Genomic DNA, 19,663 nt, shown 5'->3' with positions numbered 1-19,663 from the left:
CCCTTCTATATTTACTGTTTTTTAAAGATATCACTAACTAAATCATCAATTAAATTATCATTAGCTATAAAAGGTAATGTTATATGATTATGTTCTCCATAAGTTCTATTGTATTCAGCACAAGTTTCTATAGAGTTTTCATTTCTTGCCCAAGATCTTCGTGATACACCTATCATAACATCCCATGGAATAGAAGATTTTATTATATCATCCACCCTGTCACTACCATCTAATACTAACCCAAATCCTCCATTTATAGCCTTACCAATACCTACTCCTCCACCATTATGCAATGCAACTAAACTCATGCCCCTAGCTACATTACCTGCAAAACAATGGGTTGCCATATCTGCCATCACATTACTACCATCTTTAATATTGGCTGTCTCCCTAAAGGGTGAATCAGTTCCTCCAGTATCATGGTGATCTCTGCCTAACATTATTGGTCCAACTTCTCCATTCCTCACCATTTTATTGAATCTAAGTGCAATTTTGGCTCTGCCCATAGCATCTTGATAAAGAATTCTAGCCTCAGTTCCAACTACTAGCTTATTGCTCTCTGCATCTTTAATCCATACATAATTGTCTCTATCCTGTCCCCTTCTATTAGGATCTATACAATCCATAGCAGCCCTATCAGTCTTCATCAAATCTTCATGCTTTCTACTTAAACACACCCATCTAAAAGGACCATATCCATAATCGAAAAGCATAGGTCCCATAATATCTTCCACATAAGATGGGAATATAAATCCATTCCTTTCATTGATACCATTCTTACATATTTCTTTTACACCTGCATCATATACAGCCTTCATAAAACTATTGCCATAATCAAAGAAATATGTTCCTCTATTCACAAGCTCCTTTATATAATTAAAATGTGCTTTTAATGATTCATCTACCAGTTTTCCAAACTTTCTTTTGTCTGTATTTAACAATTCTGTTCTTTCATCAAAAGAAATTCCTTGGGGACAATAACCTCCATCATAAGGGGCATGACATGATGTTTGATCAGATAAAAGGTCTATATGAATATCATTTTTTACAGCATATTCTAATAAATCTACTACATTGCCATGATAAGCTAAAGATATGCTTTTTTTATTATTTTTATATTCTAATGCTATATCAAATATCTCTTTTAGATTATTTGAAGCCCTTGTTATCCAACCCTGATCTAACCTAGTCTGTATTCTTGAATCGTCAACTTCTGCAATTATACCTACTCCATTGGCTATTTCTATAGATTTCCCTTGTGCTCCACTCATACCTCCCAATCCAGAAGTTACATATAAATATCCTCTCAAGTCCTCTTCTTGACCGATACCTAATTTAAGTCTTCCCGCATTTAAAATCGTATTATATGTTCCATGAACTATACCCTGAGGTCCTATATACATCCATCCCCCAGCGGTCATCTGTCCATAATTTGCAACACCTAAAGCCTGTGCCTTTTGCCACTCTTTTTGATTGTCAAACATGCCCACCATAAGTGCATTAGTTATAATTACTCTAGGGGCTTCAGGTCTCGACTCAAATAGCCCCAATGGGTGTCCTGATGCTATAACCAAAGTTTGATTTATAGTCAATCTTTCTAAATATTTCTTTATCAATCTATATTGCATCCAATTCTGACACACTTGACCTGTCTCACCATATGTCACTAGTTCATAAGGATATAATGCAACATCAAAATCTAGATTATTGTCTATCATTACCTGGAATGCCTTTCCTTCTATACAATTTCCTTTATATTCGTCTATTGGCCTACCTTTTATACATCCTTCAGGTCTAAACCTATATCCATAAATCCTCCCCTTTGAAATTAATTCTTCTAAAAATTCCGGTGCCAATTGTTCATGTAATGATTCTGGAACATATCTCAATGCATTTTTTAATGCTAGTTTTGTCTCTTCTTTAGTAAGATTAAACTCTCTTTTTGGTGCCCTTCTTATACCTTGGACAAATTGAGGATAATCTGGTGATTTATCCTCTAATTTTATAGTCATCCCCTTTGAAATGTCAAAATTATTTAACATATCCATCCTCCTTTAACACTAATTTAATATACCAATCTCTTTTTCAACACTTGATACAATCATATTTGACATCAAAATTTCTTCACACTTATTGATGTCACAATACATGACCCTATCTTCATTAAGTGATTTAATATGATTTCTTATTATTTCATATGATATTTTAGTTCCCATACCTAATCCTATATTTCCCCTTAAATCTATGGCTTGAGCTGATGCCAACATCTCCATGGCCAATACATTCCTAGTATTTTTCAATATTTCCATTGCCTTGCGTGCAGCTATAGTGCCCATAGATACATGATCTTCTTGATTTGCAGATGATGGTATTGAATCTACACTTGCAGGATGGGCCAAAACCTTATTCTCTGATACCAAAGAAGCTGCCGAATATTGAAGTATCATAAATCCCGAATTTAGTCCCCCTTTTTCAGTTAAGAAAGCAGGTAGCCCACTTAACGAAGGATTAACAAGGCGTTCTATCCTTCTTTCCGATGCATTTGCAAGTTCCGATAACGCTATTCCTAAAAAATCTAATGCTAAAGCCATAGGCTGTCCGTGAAAATTTCCTCCAGAAATTACATCTCCTTCGTCAGAAAATATCAGTGGATTATCTGTTGCTGAATTTATTTCTATATTTATTTTATCTAAAACATAATATATAGCATCCCTTGTTGCACCATGAATTTGCGGCAAACATCTCAATGTATAAGCATCCTGAACTCTAATTTCTCCCTGTCTTGTAACCATATTACTATTTTTTAAAATTCTTGAAATATTTTTTGCAGTTTCTATCTGACCATTATGAGGTCTAACATTATGTATCCTCTCGTCAAATGCATCTATTATTCCATTTAACGCTTCTATAGTCATAGAAGCTATTATGTCCGCAGATTTCATCAAATTCAATGCATCATATATTGTAAGTGTAGCCACTGCAGTCATAACCTGAGTTCCATTAATAAGGGCTAATCCTTCTTTAGATGTCAACTCCACTGTTTGAATATCTGCCTTTTCCATAGCTTCAGCCCCTGACATCCTAACTCCATTATATATAGCTTCTCCTTTCCCCATCATTACTAAGACCATATGGGCCAAAGGAGCAAGATCACCACTGGCCCCCAAAGAGCCCTTTTCTGGTATTATAGGAGTTACACCTCCGTTTATCATATCTATCAATGTATTTATAGTAGATAATCTTATCCCTGAGTTTCCCTTAGCCAAGGCATTTACTCTTAAAGTCATTATAGCCCTAGATATTTCTTCGGATAAAGGATTTCCCACTCCACAGGCGTGACTCATGATAAGATTCTTTTGCAATTTTTTAGTTTCAGATTTAGATATATATATATCACTAAACTTCCCAAATCCTGTTGTTATACCATAAACTACTTTTTCTTCTTCAACATATTTGTCTACCAGCTTTCTGGCCTTATTTATTTTTTTTATAGCAAGATCAGAAAGCTCTATTTTACAAAAATCCCTTGCCACATCTACAACTTGGTCTATAGATAAATTTTCTCCATCTATTATAATCTTTTTCATTACTATATAATCAACTCCTTATATAATTAATTTTTATCGTCTATTACTTATTTATTCTATCTCACTGTCACATATCCTTTATTTTTTTACATTTTTTTATACCACTTGAAAAATTTAGCAAATTATAACTCTAATTTGATAAAGTAAAAAAGAGCCTAATTAAATTTTGGCTCTTTAAGATTTATTCTTTATACAACTTTTCCTTTTTTGTATTTGAAAAGGTAATATTATATGTTCTTCATTAGTCTTCTCACCTTTTAATTCTTTAATTATCTTTCGTATAGCAACAGCACCTATGTCATAAAAAGGTTCCCTTATAGTAGTAAGTTTTGGTCTGAAAATAGATGCCATAGGTATATCACCAAATCCTGCCACAGATATATTTTCTGGTACATTTACTCCATTATCGTAGAAATAATTGATAACCCCTATAGCTAACTCATCTCTGCTACAAAATACAGACGTTATCTTTTCATCACAGCTTAAAACATCTCTAGCTACTTCATATCCCTGTTCTACTTTTTTCCCCTCAGAATAAAATACAAGTTCTTTCATATTTTCATTTTCGCTTATTGCCTTCTTATAGCCCTCAAGCCTAAATTTCTCCATAGACTTTGTTTCCTTTTCATTTGTTACATATGCAATATTTCTATGTCCAAGACTTATTAAATAATTTGTCATCTCATAGGAAGCATCGTAATTATCTATTGAAACTGTAGAATATTCACTTTCGTAAGAATCACGACTCAAAAACACAAAGGGTATGTCATACTGTTTAATTTGTCTCTTTACGCCTTCATTTAGAACTTCAGATATTAATATAATACCCTCTACCTGTTTTCTATTTAATAACTGCATATATTTATACTCTGCTTCTTTATCACCATATGTGCTACAAAGCAATATATCATAATTATACATTTTTCCTATCTCTTCTATACCTCTTACCATCTCAGTCACAAATGAATTACTTAGATTCGTAACTATAACACCTATTAAAAATGATTTTTTTGTAACCAAAGTTCGAGCAATTTCATTGGGTTTATATCCTATCTCTTCTATAACCTCTAAGACCTTCTTCTTCACTTCTGGGCTAACTGGCTTAGAACTATTTATTACTCTAGATACAGTAGAAATAGAAACACCAGCTAATTTAGCAACATCCTTTATAGTAACAGACATAGTTCCACCTCCATTTTTTATAATTATACCATATCTAATTCACTGATTATCATTTATTTTCCCATTTTCATAGCTTCATATAGAGATTCTAAGTTTTTTTTAAGAAATTCTTTGTCTTTTTCTTCAAAATCTTTTAATTTTTCATTAACATAGAGTATTCTTCTCTTTAAAACTTCTTCTACTAATCTATGACCATTTTTATTTACCCTAATCCTTACTACTCTCTTATCATTAGAATCTTTTATTCTAGTTACAAGCTTATTTTTTTCCATTCTATCTACTAAATCTGTAACTGTACTACAAGCCAAAGACATTTCTCTACTAAGACCTCCTATTGTCATATTCTCTTTATTTATCAACTTTTGAAGTGCTATAAATTGGGGTCCTGTAATATTAAAATCCTTTAATATCTCCCTTCCCTTTAACCTAATTATATAATCTATTTTTCTTAAATATTTTTCTATATCTATTACATTTTCAGAAAAACTTTCATTCATTGCATCATACATTGTTTTTACCTCCAAACTTTCACTTTAGTTCTTATTTTCTATAAATAATATAAAAATTCCTTTATTTTTTCACATTCTTAAATTTAAAAAGGGTTTTCAAACTATTTTATAGAATTAGTTAATTTATGAAATAAAAATATTGGTGAAAGGATGAGTTTTTTGAAGTTTCAGCATCTAAAATCAAACAGAGAACAAACATTCTCTATATTAATAATACCGAAATCTGATCGAGTAAAAGAAATAAAATTGCCTTCTTGGTTTCCAAAGTTTATAACTATTTTTTCTATAGTTTTTCTAATAAGCTCTCTAATTATTACCATAAGTCTCATTAGATCTTATAAACAAATGTATATTAGTCATAATACTCAAAAAGATACTATAGAAAAATTAGAATTAATAAACAATGAGCAAAAAGAAGAATTGATTACATTAAAATCTAAAACAGAGGAAGCAGAAAAAAAATTAGCCTCTTTATTAATTCTTCAAGATACTGTAAAAGATATGGTAGGTATAAAGGAATATCCTAAAAACGATAAAAATGATTTGCTACTGTCGTCTAATAGAGGCTCCTCAAGTGTAAATAGAAATAATATTGTTAATTTTGAACAGAGAATAGACAATCTATCTTTGATGCTTGACAAAAGTAAAACCCAAATGGACAATTTAATAGTAGATGTTGATGAAAAACTTAAATTCCTTGATGCAGAGCCAAATTTAATGCCTACAACTGGTAAAATTACATCAGGATTTGGATACAGAGCCAATCCCATTGGAAGGGGAAGAGAATTTCATTATGGTATAGACATAGCTAATAAAAAAGGCACTAATATAAAATCGGCTGGTTCTGGAGTAGTTACATATTGTGGATACAGAAGTGGATATGGTAAATTAATTGTTATAAATCATGGTTATAATTACCAATCCATGTACGGGCATAACAACAAAGTTCATGTTAAAGTAGGAGAAAACATTAAAAAAGGACAAGTTATAGCTGAAATGGGAAATACGGGAAAATCTACAGGTAATCATCTGCATTTTGAAGTTAGATATAAAGGAAAACCAATCAATCCCAATAATATTTTAGGGAAAAACAAAAAATAAATACATAGGAGGTAATCAGTTTGTTTAAAAAGAAAGTAGAAACTAGTTCCAATGCCTTTGATACATTGGTTGGAAGTAATACAAAAGTTGAAGGAAAGGTTCACGGTTCAGGCACTATAAGATTAGATGGTCATCTTATTGGAGATCTTCATGTAGATGGAGACGCCATTATAGGCAATGATGGTAAAGTTGAAGGAAATATATTTTGCAATAATATATTAATATCTGGTACTATAATAGGCAATATAAATACTGAAGAACAACTTCGAATTACAAATACAGGAGAATTATATGGTGATATAGAAGTTACAAGTTTTGTAGTTGATGAAGAAGCAATATTTGAAGGTTCATGTAAAATGAAAAAAACTTTAGATGATAATAAAGTTAAGCCTATGGTGAAAAATGAGAATAGAACGGAAGAAAAGACAGCCAAATAGGCTGTCTACTTATTTACCAATATCCTAAATGCATTGGGAATTACATTAAATGTTGCTGGTAATATTCCACCATGTTCTCCGTCAATGTCTATATCTATTTTATCATTAGATTCTATATATATTTTTCTAGTCTTAAAATAAATAACATTGGGGTGATTTATATGTTCACCCATGAATAATTTCATAAATATAGAAATTATATCTTGTATCTCAGATTTCTTAATTATAATACAATCAAGATATCCATCTTTTACCTCGGCTTTAGGAGCTAATTTTTTAAATCCTCCTATGGATTTACCATTCGATATCAAAAATAATAATATATCCTCTTCACCACTATATTCTTCACTTTCAACCCTTATTCTTATAGGTTTAAATTTTTGTTTAGGTATCTCTTTTAAACCCTCTATATAATATGCCATTCGACCCAAAATTGTTTTTAATTCTATAGGTACTTGATGAGCTACATTGGTTAACAATCCTCCTGCTGCCACATTTACAAAGTATTTTCCATTAACTTCTCCTACATCCACATCCTCGGTTTTTCCTTCATCTATCATATTGCAAAATTTTTTAGGACTTCGTGGCAATCCCATGTCGTTTGAAAAATCATTCACAGTACCCCCTGCTAATATTGCCACTGGTATCTTTCTCCCTCCCAAAAGTATTCCAGTAGCTATTTCATTTACAGTACCATCTCCTCCGCAGGCAATAATAATATCCCAATCTTCTTTACAACATTTTATAGTCTCATTCATGGCATCATTTTTTTTCTTTGTAGCAAACTTCCCAATAATATAACCCTTATTTATTAATATCTTACAAATCATATCTATTCTTTTCTCCATAATCTGTCTACCTGACGATGGATTATATATAATCCTTACTTTTTTCATGTGTTTGTCCTCCAAAATATATTATCAAATAACAACATATGCTCAAACACATTTTAAACTAATTACAAGAAACTGTAAAGCCCTTTCACAAAATGTAAAAAAAGACCTCTTAATAAAGAGGCCTATTTCCTTTTAAACTTTTTAGATTTTCCTTCCATCTTATCCATTATTGCCTGAAGTCTTCTAGCTTGCATCCCTGATTCTTCAGCAAATATCTTAAATGTCTCTGCTAACTCTGTATCTGTAGTTTGTTTAGCCAACATTTCATAGTCTCTAACCATCTCTTGACTGTCCAAAATCTTTTTCTTTACAGAATCCCTTTCATTCATGTTCATATACTTGCACCTCCCTCTACCAAATTTAATATAAGCTTTTTTAAGAAAGTTTTTTGAAATTTCATTTATATTAAAATTATTTCCCTTTAGAGATACTAATATTCTAAAATTCTACTTTATCTATTTCCACTCTTTTTTCTTCAGCACACTGGGGACATTGAAATAAATGTACACATTTATCATTAGGCGCACCATCAACTTTTTCAGTAACTTCATTGGATAAATAGGGGCTATATGCATCAAGATAATCTACTATTCTTCCTTTATCTTCCATTTTAGTTCTGCAATTAGGACACATTTCCTCTATATCTTTTATTTTATTGCATAATGGACATACCTTTTCCATATACACTTCCTCCAAATCTAATATTATAGTCTCAAATATATTTTTTCCTTAAAATTATTTTTTATGTAAAAAAAAGCCCAATGGGCTTAGTTTAATATAGTAATCTCTATCCTTCTATTTTTTGCTCTACCTTCTGGAATATCATTGGACGCTATGGGTTTATGTTCTCCCCATCCCATAACCAAAAATCTATTTTCATCTATACCTTTTTTTTCAATAAAATATTTTACTACATTTATTGACCGAGCAACTGACAGTTCCCAATTTGATGGATACTTTTCTGTATTTATAGGTATATTGTCCGTAAATCCTTCAACTCTTATTTTATTCTCTACAGTATATAATTTATCTGATATCTTATCTAAAATTTCATATCCTTCTTTAGTTATACTGGCATGACCACTATAAAAAATTACAGAGTCTTTAAATCTTATCAATAACCCCTCACTATTTTCTACTAAATATACATCTTTAAGCATATCATGATCCCTTAAATATTTTATAAAGCCTTCTTGAAATTCTCCCATATCTTCTTCAATATTTTTCAAATTAAATAGTTTATTAGCCAATTCGACTTTATCTTCTAGTAACTTTTTATTCTCGTTAACAAGCTTTTCATTCTTAGTTTCCAATGATCCTATTTTATTAGTTAAAGACTTTTTCACCTCATATAACAAACTATTTTCGTTGGCAGAAAGCACAAAAAATACTATAAAAAAACATAATATAATAGTTATCATATCACTATATGTTATCATCCAATACGATGGTATATCCAAGGAATCTTTATTATCATATTCATCATTAATTATTGGATTCATATATATTATTCCCCTCATTAGTTATTCTTCTTACTGGACTTTCAACTCTTTTTTCATCAGGTAACATAGCATTCATTTTATCAAAAACATTTCTTGTTGTATCATTTTTTCCTATTAAATAGATGCCCTCTTTTATTATTCTATATTTTAAAATATCTTTATCAATCATTTCTTTTACCCTTCCCATTAACGGTATAGCTATAAAATTTGAAATTAATGCCCCATATAAAGTACTAACTAAAGCAGAAGACATATTTATAGCTATCATCTGTGGATTGTCTATATTTGAAAGCACCCCCACCATTCCAATAAGTGTCCCTACCAAACCAAATGCTGGCGACACTTGTGCTACCATTTTGAGTAGATTATATGGCCTATATAAATTTTCTTTTTTTGCCTGTATATCTTTAGTCAATACATCTTGTATATCTTCAGGCTTTACATAATCACATATTAATTGGATTCCATCCTTAACAAATTTATTCTCTTCAGTGTCTATACTGGATTGGAGTTTTAATGCACCATATTTTTTTACCCTTATGGCATAATTATAAATTTTATATATTTCTCCTTCATAATCTTCCTCATATCCAAATGATCTTTTTATAATATGGTATGTAAATATTAATGTATCAAATGAAAATGCAATTATTACAGTAAAGAGTACCCCTGCAATTATTATCTCAATAGCCCTGAAGTTTAGTAGTTGTTTCACAGATATACTTCCAACCAATGAATGAATCAAAAGCATTATAAGTGCAGTTATAATAATAATCTTATATTTAGATTTATTTACTATTCTCATAATAATCTCCTTATAGTTTTATTATATTTCTGTTAATGATTTTATCATAATTTTAAATTTTATTATACCTAAGGTGTAATATTGTTATCTCAGTAGAATATCTATATAAAGTACATCAATAGACAATGGAGGGAATAATATTGAGCACTTCTAAATTTATATATGGTTCAATAATATTAGCTATTATAAATGGCATAGTAAGAGTATTTGGTTTTGGTTATAAAATAGTTTTATCAAAACTTATTGGACCTCAAGGTATAGGTCTATTTCAAATGGTTTTTCCTATACTCATGGTATTCATCACTCTAACTACAGCAGGTATGCCCATAGCAGTTTCAAAAATGGTTTCAAGGGAAAATTCCATAAATAATCACACAGGCATAAAAAAAATATTTACCATTTCCTTTATATTCACATTGACTCTTTCATTAATATTATCATTGACTCTTCTACTATTTGCTCAAAATTTTACAGATATATTCTGGTCAGATTCTGGTCTCGTAATACTTATTCGCAGTATATGTCCTGCAATAATAATTATATCGTTATCGTCATTGATAAGAGGATACTTTTATGGATTACAAAAGGTTGCAATTCCTGGAGCTTCTCAAATAATAGAACAAATTGTAAGGATATCCTTTGTACTGGGCATTTTATACTATCTCAATATAAAGTCTTCCAAATTAGGTGCATTAATAGCTGTTTGGGGAATATCAATAGGAGAATTGGTAGGACTTATAACTCTCATAATAAATTATAAAATAACAAATTTAAGTCTTAAATCCAACAATATGACTAAGTTAAAATTTAAAGACATATTTATAGAATTGATGACTATATCTATACCGATTACCCTTTCCAGGTTTATAAATGTACTTATGCAAATGGGAAATACTGTATTAATTCCTAAACGATTAGTTTTAGCAGGTTATTCAATGGATACTGCAATATCTACATTAGGTAAAGTTATGGGCATGACCATGCCTTTTGTAATGTTGCCATTTATATTTACTTCTGCATTAGTTGTCAACATAATACCTGATATATCTAACAAAAAACATATATCTCAATACTCATCTATAAAGAAGGATATATCTTTAAGTATCCATACTACTTTGCTTATATCAATACCTTTAACATTTATATACATTTTCTTTTCTGAGCATATATCATTGTTCTTTTACAATGATATAGAGGTTGGAAGATATATGAAAATCATGGGATGTGGCACAATCTTTCTTTCTCTACATCATACCCTTTCTGGTATACTCCATGGTTTAGGTAAACAAGTACAGACCACTATTAATTATATACTGGGAATGTCACTACAATTATTTTTAACTTACCAACTTGTTGCTAATCCTAATTTTGGTATCAAAGGTTTTTTTATAGGTTTTTTATTAAGTTCTATTACCATCTTTCTATTACATCTCATATCCTTAGTAAAGATAATTAAATTCAATATATGTCCTTTCCATTCTATAATAAAGCCTGTTTTATCATCTGTTGTGATGGTTGTTTCAATTTATATTTTAAACTATGTATTTAATAACCTCTTCATTCCCATAACATTTGTATTTGGAGGGATAATATATGCTATTTTATTGCTGATAACCAAAGCTATACCATTAAAATCAATTGAAAATTTAAGAAAATAAAAAAGCCTTAAGTCAAAATTGACTTAAGGTGTTACCCGTGATGCCGTCATCCTCATAATTCACGCCCGCAACTCCTGCAGGTGGGTGCTCTGCCAACGACTTTTGACTTCCTTTAAAGGCATGTCATACATCGCCGAACCCGAACTCCCGTATTCTTGATGTCGGTTGAATTATCAAAGATTAACGCACATCTCAGGTAGCTTTAATGCTATTATACTATAAAATTTGAATTTTTTAAAATATTTATTTTGCAATTACATTGGATTAGAAGCTATTTTAGCTCATATAGTTCCATATATATATTCTTAGACATCTATTTCTTTGTTGACAATTTGCATTTTAAGTGTTTATTATACTTTCCAACTGTGATTCGTCTAACATTTCATATTCCATCAGCCCTTTTGCTATATCCTTAAGGATATCCAAATTATCTTTTATAATACTCTTCGTCTCTTCATATAACTCTTCAACTTTTTCTTTGACTCTACCTATAATCTTCTCATTTGATACTATATTGTTTCCATATAAACGTTCATAGCTTAAAAGACCCATATTTTTATCCATTCCAAATTTTGATACCAGCTTTAGACTTAACATAGTAGCTCTTTCCAAATCATTTGAAGCGCCCGTTGTAATATCTTCTTCTCCAAACACTAATTCCTCAGCAGCCCTTCCAGCTAGAGATACCATGATATTCTTTTCTATATCTCTTTTAGTCTGATACATCTTATCTTTATATATATTCATAGTAAATCCTCCAGCACCTTTAGTACTAGGGATAATACTAACCTTAGTCACCCTATTTTCAGGGCATATTAATTTACTAATTAATGCATGTCCCGCTTCATGATATGCTGTAATACTCTTTTCATCGACACTTATTGATGATTTGTCCTTTTTTTCACTTCCTATAAGCATACTATAGAAGGCCTTGTCTATATGACTCATATTTATAAATTCATCATTATTTCTTGCAGCAATTATAGCCGATTCATTCATTAAATTTTCCAGCTTAGCACCACTGAAATATACTGTTTTATCGGCTAATTCCATTAAATTAACACTTTTATCCAAAGGTTTATTAAGCCCATGAAGTTTCAATATATTATATCTTGACATTCTATCAGGGAGTCCCACTTCTATCTGTCTATCAAATCTACCAGGTCTAAGTAGTGCTTTATCCAATATATCTATCCTATTAGTGGCCCCAATAACTACTATACCCTGATTTTCATTAAATCCTGACATTTCTGTCAACAAGGCATTTAAAGTTCTATCACTTTCGTCATTTCCACCTATACTATTTTTACGATTTTTTCCCAGTGCATCAATTTCATCTATGAAAATAACAGCCTTCCCTAACTTTCTTGCCTTTTTAAATAAAGATCTTATCCTACTTGCTCCTACACCTGCATAAACCTGTATAAAATCTGAACCATTTACAGGAAAAAAAGGAACTGATGCTTCGCCTGAAACAGCTTTAGCTAAGAGTGTTTTTCCAGTTCCAGGACTACCATACAATAAAACTCCTCTAGGTATTCTTGCTCCATATTTTTCATATTTATCGGGATTTTTTATGAAATCTACTATTTCAACTAAACTTTCTTTGGCTTCTTCATTTCCTGCAATATTCTTAAATCTTGTCCTTTTTTCATCATTATTAATATCTATATTGGCCATATCTGTTATTTCTTTTTGTGCAGATTTAGCTCCTCCACCCTTTTTCCCATAATATACAAAAAAAACTAATACTCCTAAAAATATAAATATAGATATTATATTTTTAGAATTAAAACTAAATTCTTCTTCAATTACTTCTACCTCATGTAAAAGTAACTTTTCCTTAAAATTTTCAATCCTTGGATTCTGTGTTTTAAACTCCTTCCCACTATCTAATATTACTTTGATATAGGGGCTTGAACTTAGTGTCACTTTCTCGACCTTATTCTCATCTAGTAATTCTGTAAACTTTTTATAATTCATTTTTTCATACTCATTACCCTTTTCAACATATAGAAAAATCCCAGTTGTCATAATTATAGTTACCATTGCAATAACTATTAATATCTTTTTCTGTAATAAATATTTCAACTAAAATCACCTTTTCTAAGTTTACATAATGTTTGTATTTATTATATCATATCACAAGCATAGCAGTCTAATTACAATTATTTCATATTTGTTTACATAATGTTATCTTGCCATAAAACCCCGAACCTTTATTTATAAATAAAGGTTCGGGGTTAATTTCATTGACATTATTTATTTTTATATTACTGCTCCCTCACTAATATATAAGGAGCCACGCTCTCCATCCAGATAGGCTTCCACACCAAACGGAATGGTAATCATAGGACTACAATGGCCAGATTTAAAATTATATATTGTGGGTTTCTTTAATGTCCCTATTATGTCATCAAATATCTGTAATAGAGTAAGATTTTCTTTATGCTCAATAGGAGTACAATCTGCCCAATCTCCTAAAACTATCCCATTGGCATCTTGTAGTTTTCCTGAATGATAAAGTTGAGTTAGCATTCTATCTATACTAAATGGCTCTTCTCCAATATCCTCTAAAAATAATATCTTATTTTTTGTATCTATTTCATATGGCGTACCAATAGTTGAAGCTATAAGTGCTAAATTTCCACCTACAATATTGCCTTTAGTCTTACCTGACACCAATGTCTTAATTTGTTCCTCGTTAGGATTACTTAGTCTTCCTATGGGCTCTGTATTCATTATAGTGTTAAATAAAGATCTTTTAGAAAATTCGTCAAACTTATCTATCATATTACTAGAAACCATGGGACCATGAAAAGTTACAATTCCGCTTTTATTATTTAAAACAGTATGTATAGCAGTAATATCACTATATCCTACAAATACTTTAGGGTTTTTATTAATAATATCGTAGTTTAATTTATCTAATATCCTCGGTGTACCATAACCTCCCCTTAAACAAATAATACCATCAATATTATCATCTTCAAACATAGTATTTATATCATTTGCTCTGATATCATCCTTACCTGCCAAATATCCATATGTTTCATAACAGCTTTTTCCAAGGACAGCATTAAACCCTATATTTTTTAAAGTATTTATTACCTCCTCCATATCTAAATCCCATGCTGGACTAGAAGGTGCAATTACACCAATTGTATCTCCAAATTCTAACGCCTTTGGCTTTAACATTTACATACCTCCAAATATTCAAAATTTAAAGATATATAATTATATATCTTTAAATTTTAATTATATATATTAACCTAAAAATATCCTTGCCACAAAAACTGCTGCGATTAGACCTGCTGCATCAGCAATAAGTCCCGCAGGTATGGCATGTCTAGTTTTTCTAATAGCTACCGAGCCAAAATATACTGCAACTACATAGAAAGTAGTCTCAGTAGAACCCATCATTACCGATGCTATATGCCCAATAGTAGAATCAGGTCCATAGGTATTCAATAAATCACTCATTATTCCTTGAGCTCCACCACCAGATAAAGGTCTCATAAGGGCCATTGGTAATACCTCTGCTGGCATCCCTATCAAACTAGTTATAGGTTTTAATATTGTCGTTAAACCTTCCATAGCACCTGAAGCTCTAAATACACCTATAGCAACCAACATCGCAACTAAATAAGGGATTATTCTTACAGCTGTTGTAAATCCTTCTTTTGCACCTTCAGTAAAACTTTCATATACTTTAACTTTTTTGAAAAATCCATATAATGGAATCCCCAAAAGCATTACTGGTACTGCATACATAGATATAGCACCTATTATCTTTACAAACATATGTATCCCCCCCTAATTATTTATAACTTTTTTAGTAGACTTTTTATCCATTTTAAAAACTTTTAGCCTCTGTAAAGATTTTACTGCAATCACTGCAACTATAGTGGATACTGCTGTGGCTATAATTGAAGGCCCTATAATAGCTGTAGCCTGTTTACTAGTTGCACCAACTGCTACTAACAGTGCCATAGCCTCTGAGGGTATTAATGTAACTGATGAAGTATTTATAGCCAAAAACGTACACATAGCATTTGTAGCCGTATCTTTTTCATCATTTAATTCCTGTAACTCCTGCATAGCTTTAAGCCCTAAAGGTGTAGCTGCATTTCCCAATCCCAATACATTGGCAGCCATATTCATTATTATTGCTCCCATAGCAGGATGATCTGGGGGTACATCTGGAAAAAGTCTAACCATAATAGGTTTTAATAATTTAGCTAATCCTTGGATCATACCACTATCTTCTGCAATCTTCATTATTCCAAGCCATAATGCCATTATTCCTATTAATCCTAAAGACAACTCAACACCTAGATTTGCAGAATCCATTGCAGCTTGAGTAACGGCTTCAAGGTTTCCATTTATAGCCCCAACAACGACCCCAACTACAATCATCAATAACCATATAACATTAATCATTGTTTAATTCCTCCTTTTATTTTGTTCTTGAAAATAATATTTATCACCCCCTATTAATATAGCTCATTTCTCAACAAATCTTCATATGTCTCCCTTTTAACTATTAGCCTGTCCCTCCCCTTATTTACCATAACTACAGCTGGCTTTGTTATTTTATTGTAATTATTGGCCATAGAATAATTATAGGCCCCAGTACTAAATACTGCCAATATATCTCCTGATTCTATTTCTGGCACTTCTAAATCTTTTATTAATATATCTCCCGATTCACAACATTTGCCAGCTACAGTCACTTTCTTTACTTTTTTTTCATTGACTTTATTGGCAATAACAGCCTCATATTTCGCCCCATACAAAGCAGGCCTTAAATTGTCAGTCATACCTCCATCCACAGAGGCATAAGTCCTTATTTCTGGTATACTCTTTATTGCACCTATCTTATAAAGAGTTATTCCAGCCTCTCCAACTAGCCATCTTCCTGGCTCTATTGCAGTACTTGGTACTTCTATATTCATTTTCTTACAATTCTCGTATAATTTATCCATCATAGCATCTACAAAATAACTAACAGGTTTTCTGTCTTCCCCAAAAGCATATTTGATACCAAATCCTCCACCTAAATTTAACTCTCTAGTAACAAAATCAAGTCTTTTTAGCGACTGATACATAAGTTCTGTTACAATATCTAGTGCCTTTAAATGAGATTCATTATCCAATAATTGTGAACCTACATGAAAATGAAATCCCATCAAGTCTACTTTTTCTAATACCTTAGTCTTTCTAATAGTCTCAAATATAATATCATCCGACAATGATATTCCAAATTTAGAATCCTTTTGCCCTGTAGTTATATACTCATGTGTATGACTATTTACCCCAGGAGTAACCCTAAACAGTATCTTTACTCTTTTATCTAACCTTTTAGAAATACTATCTATTAATTCCAATTCATATTCATTATCTACTATAATTCTACCTACATCATGTTTTATTGCCATATAGAGCTCATCTTCAGTCTTATTATTTCCATGAAATATTATTTTTTCCAATGGAAAATTTGCCTTTATAGCTGTATAAAGCTCCCCACCAGACACCACATCTAATCCTATACCCTGTTTTGCTATCAATTTACACATAGCTAATGGCAAAAATGCCTTGCTGGCAAAAACAGCATTAGTATTTTTATATTTATATAAAAAACTTTCTTTAATTTCCTCACATCTCTCCACTATGTAATTTTCATCTACCACATATAGTGGAGTACCATATTTTTTAGCTAACGCTACCGTATCACATCCTCCAAATACTAGATTATTTCCATTATTAATATATGACATGTAATCACCCTTTTCAATAGTTTTCTGTATCACTATATTGTGCAATTCACATGCCAATATTAATAATTTTATAAATTTATTCAATCTTATCTATACTACATAAAAATACTGACATGTATTTTTATCATGCCAGTATTTCCATATTAAAACTTTCATAACAAACTAAATATTTTCCGTTTTAGCGAACTTATTTATAGTTTGTATTTTAATATTATACTTGATACTCTACTATTGAACTGACTTTTTGCATTTTTCCTTTTTAAAGGAATTTTTCCGTATATGCGGATATCATATTTTGTATTTTTTTAATTTATCATAGAAACTCGTTTTTCCCATCCCCAACATTCTCATAGCCTTTTTCTTATTTCCATTAGTTGCATTTAATGCATTTATTAATGCATTTTTTTCAGCATCCATAACTATATCTTTCATTGTGGATATATGTTTTTCAATATTTTTATTATATCTTTTATTCAATATTTTTATATGATCTGACAATATTATATTTGACTCAGAGAAGTTAACTGATCTCTCTAATACATTTTCTAACTCTCTTATATTTCCTGGCCAATCATATTCAACTAGCTTATTTATAGCTTCAGATGATATTCTTTTTTCTTCACAGCCTATTTTTATACATATCTTGGGTAATAGATGACAAACTAATTGATAAATATCCTGTTTATGTTCCCTCAATGGAGCAATATATATAGGAAAAACATTCACTCTATAAAACAAATCTTCTCTAAACTTTCCTTCAATAACTTCATTTTCTAGATTTTTATTTGTAGCTGCCATTATTCTAACATCTACATTTACCTTTTTATTTCCACCAACTCTATAAAAACTCTTATCTTGTAAAAACTGTAACAATTTTACTTGCATAGCCAATGACAACTCGCCTACTTCATCTAAAAATATAGTTCCTCCCTGAGCCATTTCAAAAAATCCTATTTTACCAGTAGATTTTGCCCCAGTAAATGCCCCCCCTTCATATCCAAATAACTCACTTTCTATAAGATTTTCTGGTATTGATCCACAGTTTACATGGATAAATGGCATATCTTTATTGTAACTAGCATCATGAATTTCTTTAGCCAATAAACTCTTTCCCGTTCCACTCTCTCCTAAAATCAGCAGTGTAGAGTTAGTCTTAGATGCTCTATAGGCTAATTCTTTTAATCTTTGCATTATGATGCTGTCACCGATTACATTTGGAAAAAACATGCTATAATCATTTTCTTCTAACCTTTTTTCTATATTTTGAAGCTTTATCAATGCTTCATCTCTTTCCTTTGTTATTCTTTTTAGCTCTGATATATCTTTGACCTTTAATAATGCCCCAATCCTTATATTGTCTCTATCTATAGGTACCAATGAACATAATGTAGGTCTACCATTTATCTCTATAAATTTATCTTTATAGGATAATTCCTTACCTCTAGCTACTTCATAGAATTCTCTCATAGCTTCTATATATCCATGAACTTCAAATATATCATTGCCTATCACATCCAATATATCTGAGTTTTTCCCCTTTGCCATATATTCCTTTCCAGTCAATATATCCTTTATGCTTTCCTTTCTTATCGTATATCCTTTGGCTTGGTAAAATTTAACTTTATCACATTTACTATCTAACAATAACATATGTCCTATGGCATTTATATATTCCATTAAAAAGTGTTCTCCATTTAAAATAATATCTATAATTTTATTTCTAAAATCTATTACAACTTCAATGTTTTTGTCTGAAATTCTATAGTTTAAATACATATTATTACCCTTTTTTTGCCCCTTCATATATTTAACCATAGAATCTACATGTCCGCTCCCATAAACCCCTATCCCTATAACAGCATCTCCTATATCTATATCTTCATTGTCTATTCCTATAATCTTCAAATCATCTGTCGTTAGTTTTCCATCATCTTTACCTAAGTTATTATTTGCTATAATAACTATATCTCCATCTTCTATCCTTCCCCTTTTATGACCTCTACCCTCATTATATATTATCCCAAAAATTTCCTTAGATTTTTGATTATATAATTGTATCTTACCTTCCCTATCTATAAATATTATCCCTTCTGACATAATATCTGTAAACTTATTTATTATGTCCCTATCCTTAAAAATGACAGAACACTCCTCTCATCTTTAGTTTCTTTAATCTCTATTTTAGCATAATATAATAAATTACAAA

Annotated in this window: 18 protein-coding genes and 1 other RNA gene; 3 read left to right on the top strand and 16 right to left on the bottom strand. The window is 30.7% G+C overall.

Annotation, left to right across the window (positions count from 1 at the left end):
• Window positions 1–11 precede the first annotated feature (11 nt).
• The 4 genes from hutU to Q326_RS0109370 form a co-directional block, all read right to left on the bottom strand.
• Entirely contained in the window at window positions 12–2,042 is a 2,031-nt protein-coding gene (gene hutU, locus Q326_RS0109385) for a urocanate hydratase (RefSeq protein WP_026895156.1), read from the bottom strand.
• An 18-nt stretch (window positions 2,043–2,060) separates the two neighbouring features.
• Complete coding sequence (gene hutH / locus Q326_RS0109380; protein ID WP_026895155.1) at window positions 2,061–3,587, bottom strand: histidine ammonia-lyase; 1,527 nt, start codon at window positions 3,585–3,587, stop codon at window positions 2,061–2,063.
• A gap of 174 nt (window positions 3,588–3,761) precedes the next feature.
• Window positions 3,762–4,769: a LacI family DNA-binding transcriptional regulator gene (locus Q326_RS0109375; RefSeq protein ID WP_026895154.1), complete on the bottom strand. Its 1,008-nt coding sequence runs from the start codon at window positions 4,767–4,769 to the stop codon at window positions 3,762–3,764.
• 53 nt (window positions 4,770–4,822) lie between these two features.
• Window positions 4,823–5,278 (bottom strand): MarR family winged helix-turn-helix transcriptional regulator, encoded by a 456-nt coding sequence (locus Q326_RS0109370; protein WP_026895153.1) that lies wholly within the window; start codon window positions 5,276–5,278, stop codon window positions 4,823–4,825.
• 150 nt (window positions 5,279–5,428) lie between these two features.
• On the opposite strand from Q326_RS0109370, the gene Q326_RS0109365 reads away from it, so the two are divergent.
• Complete coding sequence (locus Q326_RS0109365) at window positions 5,429–6,379, top strand: M23 family metallopeptidase (protein WP_084489598.1); 951 nt, start codon at window positions 5,429–5,431, stop codon at window positions 6,377–6,379.
• 20 nt (window positions 6,380–6,399) lie between these two features.
• Window positions 6,400–6,816 (top strand): bactofilin family protein, encoded by a 417-nt coding sequence (locus tag Q326_RS0109360; protein WP_026895151.1) that lies wholly within the window; start codon window positions 6,400–6,402, stop codon window positions 6,814–6,816.
• 5 nt (window positions 6,817–6,821) lie between these two features.
• Here the strand turns inward: Q326_RS0109360 and Q326_RS0109355 are convergent, their stop codons facing one another.
• The 5 genes from Q326_RS0109355 to Q326_RS0109335 form a co-directional block, all read right to left on the bottom strand.
• Window positions 6,822–7,712 (bottom strand): diacylglycerol/lipid kinase family protein, encoded by an 891-nt coding sequence (locus Q326_RS0109355; RefSeq protein WP_026895150.1) that lies wholly within the window; start codon window positions 7,710–7,712, stop codon window positions 6,822–6,824.
• Window positions 7,713–7,834: 122 nt separating this feature from the next.
• A complete protein-coding gene (locus Q326_RS0109350; RefSeq protein ID WP_026895149.1) occupies window positions 7,835–8,047 on the bottom strand; it encodes a hypothetical protein in 213 nt (70 codons plus the stop codon).
• Between the two features lie 103 nt (window positions 8,048–8,150).
• Entirely contained in the window at window positions 8,151–8,393 is a 243-nt protein-coding gene (locus Q326_RS0109345) for a hypothetical protein (protein WP_026895148.1), read from the bottom strand.
• 86 nt (window positions 8,394–8,479) lie between these two features.
• Entirely contained in the window at window positions 8,480–9,214 is a 735-nt protein-coding gene (locus Q326_RS0109340) for an OmpA/MotB family protein (RefSeq protein WP_051531351.1), read from the bottom strand.
• Window positions 9,198–10,019, bottom strand: coding sequence for a motility protein A (locus Q326_RS0109335; protein ID WP_026895146.1), 822 nt, complete (start codon window positions 10,017–10,019; stop codon window positions 9,198–9,200). Before Q326_RS0109335 ends, Q326_RS0109340 begins: the two co-directional genes overlap by 17 nt.
• Before the next feature lie 140 nt (window positions 10,020–10,159).
• On the opposite strand from Q326_RS0109335, the gene Q326_RS0109330 reads away from it, so the two are divergent.
• Window positions 10,160–11,677: a putative polysaccharide biosynthesis protein gene (locus Q326_RS0109330; RefSeq protein ID WP_156936287.1), complete on the top strand. Its 1,518-nt coding sequence runs from the start codon at window positions 10,160–10,162 to the stop codon at window positions 11,675–11,677.
• 28 nt (window positions 11,678–11,705) lie between these two features.
• On the opposite strand, the gene ssrS is transcribed toward Q326_RS0109330, so the two are convergent.
• The 7 genes from ssrS to Q326_RS0109300 all read right to left on the bottom strand — a co-directional run bounded on the left by ssrS (window position 11,706) and on the right by Q326_RS0109300 (window position 19,554).
• Window positions 11,706–11,879, bottom strand: a non-coding RNA gene (gene ssrS, locus Q326_RS18215) — 6S RNA.
• A gap of 137 nt (window positions 11,880–12,016) precedes the next feature.
• Window positions 12,017–13,768, bottom strand: a complete 1,752-nt coding sequence (locus tag Q326_RS0109325) for an ATP-dependent metallopeptidase FtsH/Yme1/Tma family protein (RefSeq protein ID WP_026895144.1) — start codon at window positions 13,766–13,768, stop codon at window positions 12,017–12,019.
• A 177-nt stretch (window positions 13,769–13,945) separates the two neighbouring features.
• Window positions 13,946–14,875 (bottom strand): S66 peptidase family protein, encoded by a 930-nt coding sequence (locus tag Q326_RS0109320; RefSeq protein WP_026895143.1) that lies wholly within the window; start codon window positions 14,873–14,875, stop codon window positions 13,946–13,948.
• A gap of 69 nt (window positions 14,876–14,944) precedes the next feature.
• Window positions 14,945–15,481, bottom strand: coding sequence for a spore maturation protein (locus Q326_RS0109315; protein ID WP_026895142.1), 537 nt, complete (start codon window positions 15,479–15,481; stop codon window positions 14,945–14,947).
• Window positions 15,482–15,493: 12 nt separating this feature from the next.
• Window positions 15,494–16,120, bottom strand: coding sequence for a nucleoside recognition domain-containing protein (locus Q326_RS0109310; RefSeq protein WP_026895141.1), 627 nt, complete (start codon window positions 16,118–16,120; stop codon window positions 15,494–15,496).
• Between the two features lie 53 nt (window positions 16,121–16,173).
• Window positions 16,174–17,541, bottom strand: coding sequence for a diaminopimelate decarboxylase (lysA, locus tag Q326_RS0109305; RefSeq protein ID WP_245592086.1), 1,368 nt, complete (start codon window positions 17,539–17,541; stop codon window positions 16,174–16,176).
• 204 nt (window positions 17,542–17,745) lie between these two features.
• Window positions 17,746–19,554, bottom strand: coding sequence for a sigma-54 interaction domain-containing protein (locus Q326_RS0109300; RefSeq protein ID WP_051531350.1), 1,809 nt, complete (start codon window positions 19,552–19,554; stop codon window positions 17,746–17,748).
• Window positions 19,555–19,663: the final 109 nt, after the last annotated feature.

The sequence above is a fragment of the Clostridiisalibacter paucivorans DSM 22131 genome (assembly GCF_000620125.1).
In the GTDB taxonomy this organism is placed as follows: domain Bacteria; phylum Bacillota; class Clostridia; order Tissierellales; family Clostridiisalibacteraceae; genus Clostridiisalibacter; species Clostridiisalibacter paucivorans.
The sequence above is the reverse complement of the archived record's forward strand: the minus strand, read 5'-3'. Positions and strand labels throughout refer to the sequence as shown.

Excerpts from the sequence above, each read along its gene's own strand:
- hutU (WP_026895156.1), bottom strand. The coding sequence starts at position 2,042 with ATGTTAAATAATTTTGACATTTCAAAGGGGATGACTATAAAATTAGAG.
- hutH (WP_026895155.1), bottom strand. The coding sequence starts at position 3,587 with ATGAAAAAGATTATAATAGATGGAGAAAATTTATCTATAGACCAAGTT.
- Q326_RS0109375 (WP_026895154.1), bottom strand. The coding sequence starts at position 4,769 with ATGTCTGTTACTATAAAGGATGTTGCTAAATTAGCTGGTGTTTCTATT.
- Q326_RS0109370 (WP_026895153.1), bottom strand. The coding sequence starts at position 5,278 with ATGTATGATGCAATGAATGAAAGTTTTTCTGAAAATGTAATAGATATA.
- Q326_RS0109365 (WP_084489598.1), top strand. The coding sequence starts at position 5,429 with ATGAGTTTTTTGAAGTTTCAGCATCTAAAATCAAACAGAGAACAAACA.
- Q326_RS0109355 (WP_026895150.1), bottom strand. The coding sequence starts at position 7,712 with ATGAAAAAAGTAAGGATTATATATAATCCATCGTCAGGTAGACAGATT.
- Q326_RS0109350 (WP_026895149.1), bottom strand. The coding sequence starts at position 8,047 with ATGAACATGAATGAAAGGGATTCTGTAAAGAAAAAGATTTTGGACAGT.
- Q326_RS0109345 (WP_026895148.1), bottom strand. The coding sequence starts at position 8,393 with ATGGAAAAGGTATGTCCATTATGCAATAAAATAAAAGATATAGAGGAA.
- Q326_RS0109340 (WP_051531351.1), bottom strand. The coding sequence starts at position 9,214 with ATGAATCCAATAATTAATGATGAATATGATAATAAAGATTCCTTGGAT.
- Q326_RS0109335 (WP_026895146.1), bottom strand. The coding sequence starts at position 10,019 with ATGAGAATAGTAAATAAATCTAAATATAAGATTATTATTATAACTGCA.
- Q326_RS0109320 (WP_026895143.1), bottom strand. The coding sequence starts at position 14,875 with ATGTTAAAGCCAAAGGCGTTAGAATTTGGAGATACAATTGGTGTAATT.
- Q326_RS0109315 (WP_026895142.1), bottom strand. The coding sequence starts at position 15,481 with ATGTTTGTAAAGATAATAGGTGCTATATCTATGTATGCAGTACCAGTA.
- Q326_RS0109310 (WP_026895141.1), bottom strand. The coding sequence starts at position 16,120 with ATGATTAATGTTATATGGTTATTGATGATTGTAGTTGGGGTCGTTGTT.
- Q326_RS0109300 (WP_051531350.1), bottom strand. The coding sequence starts at position 19,554 with ATGTCAGAAGGGATAATATTTATAGATAGGGAAGGTAAGATACAATTA.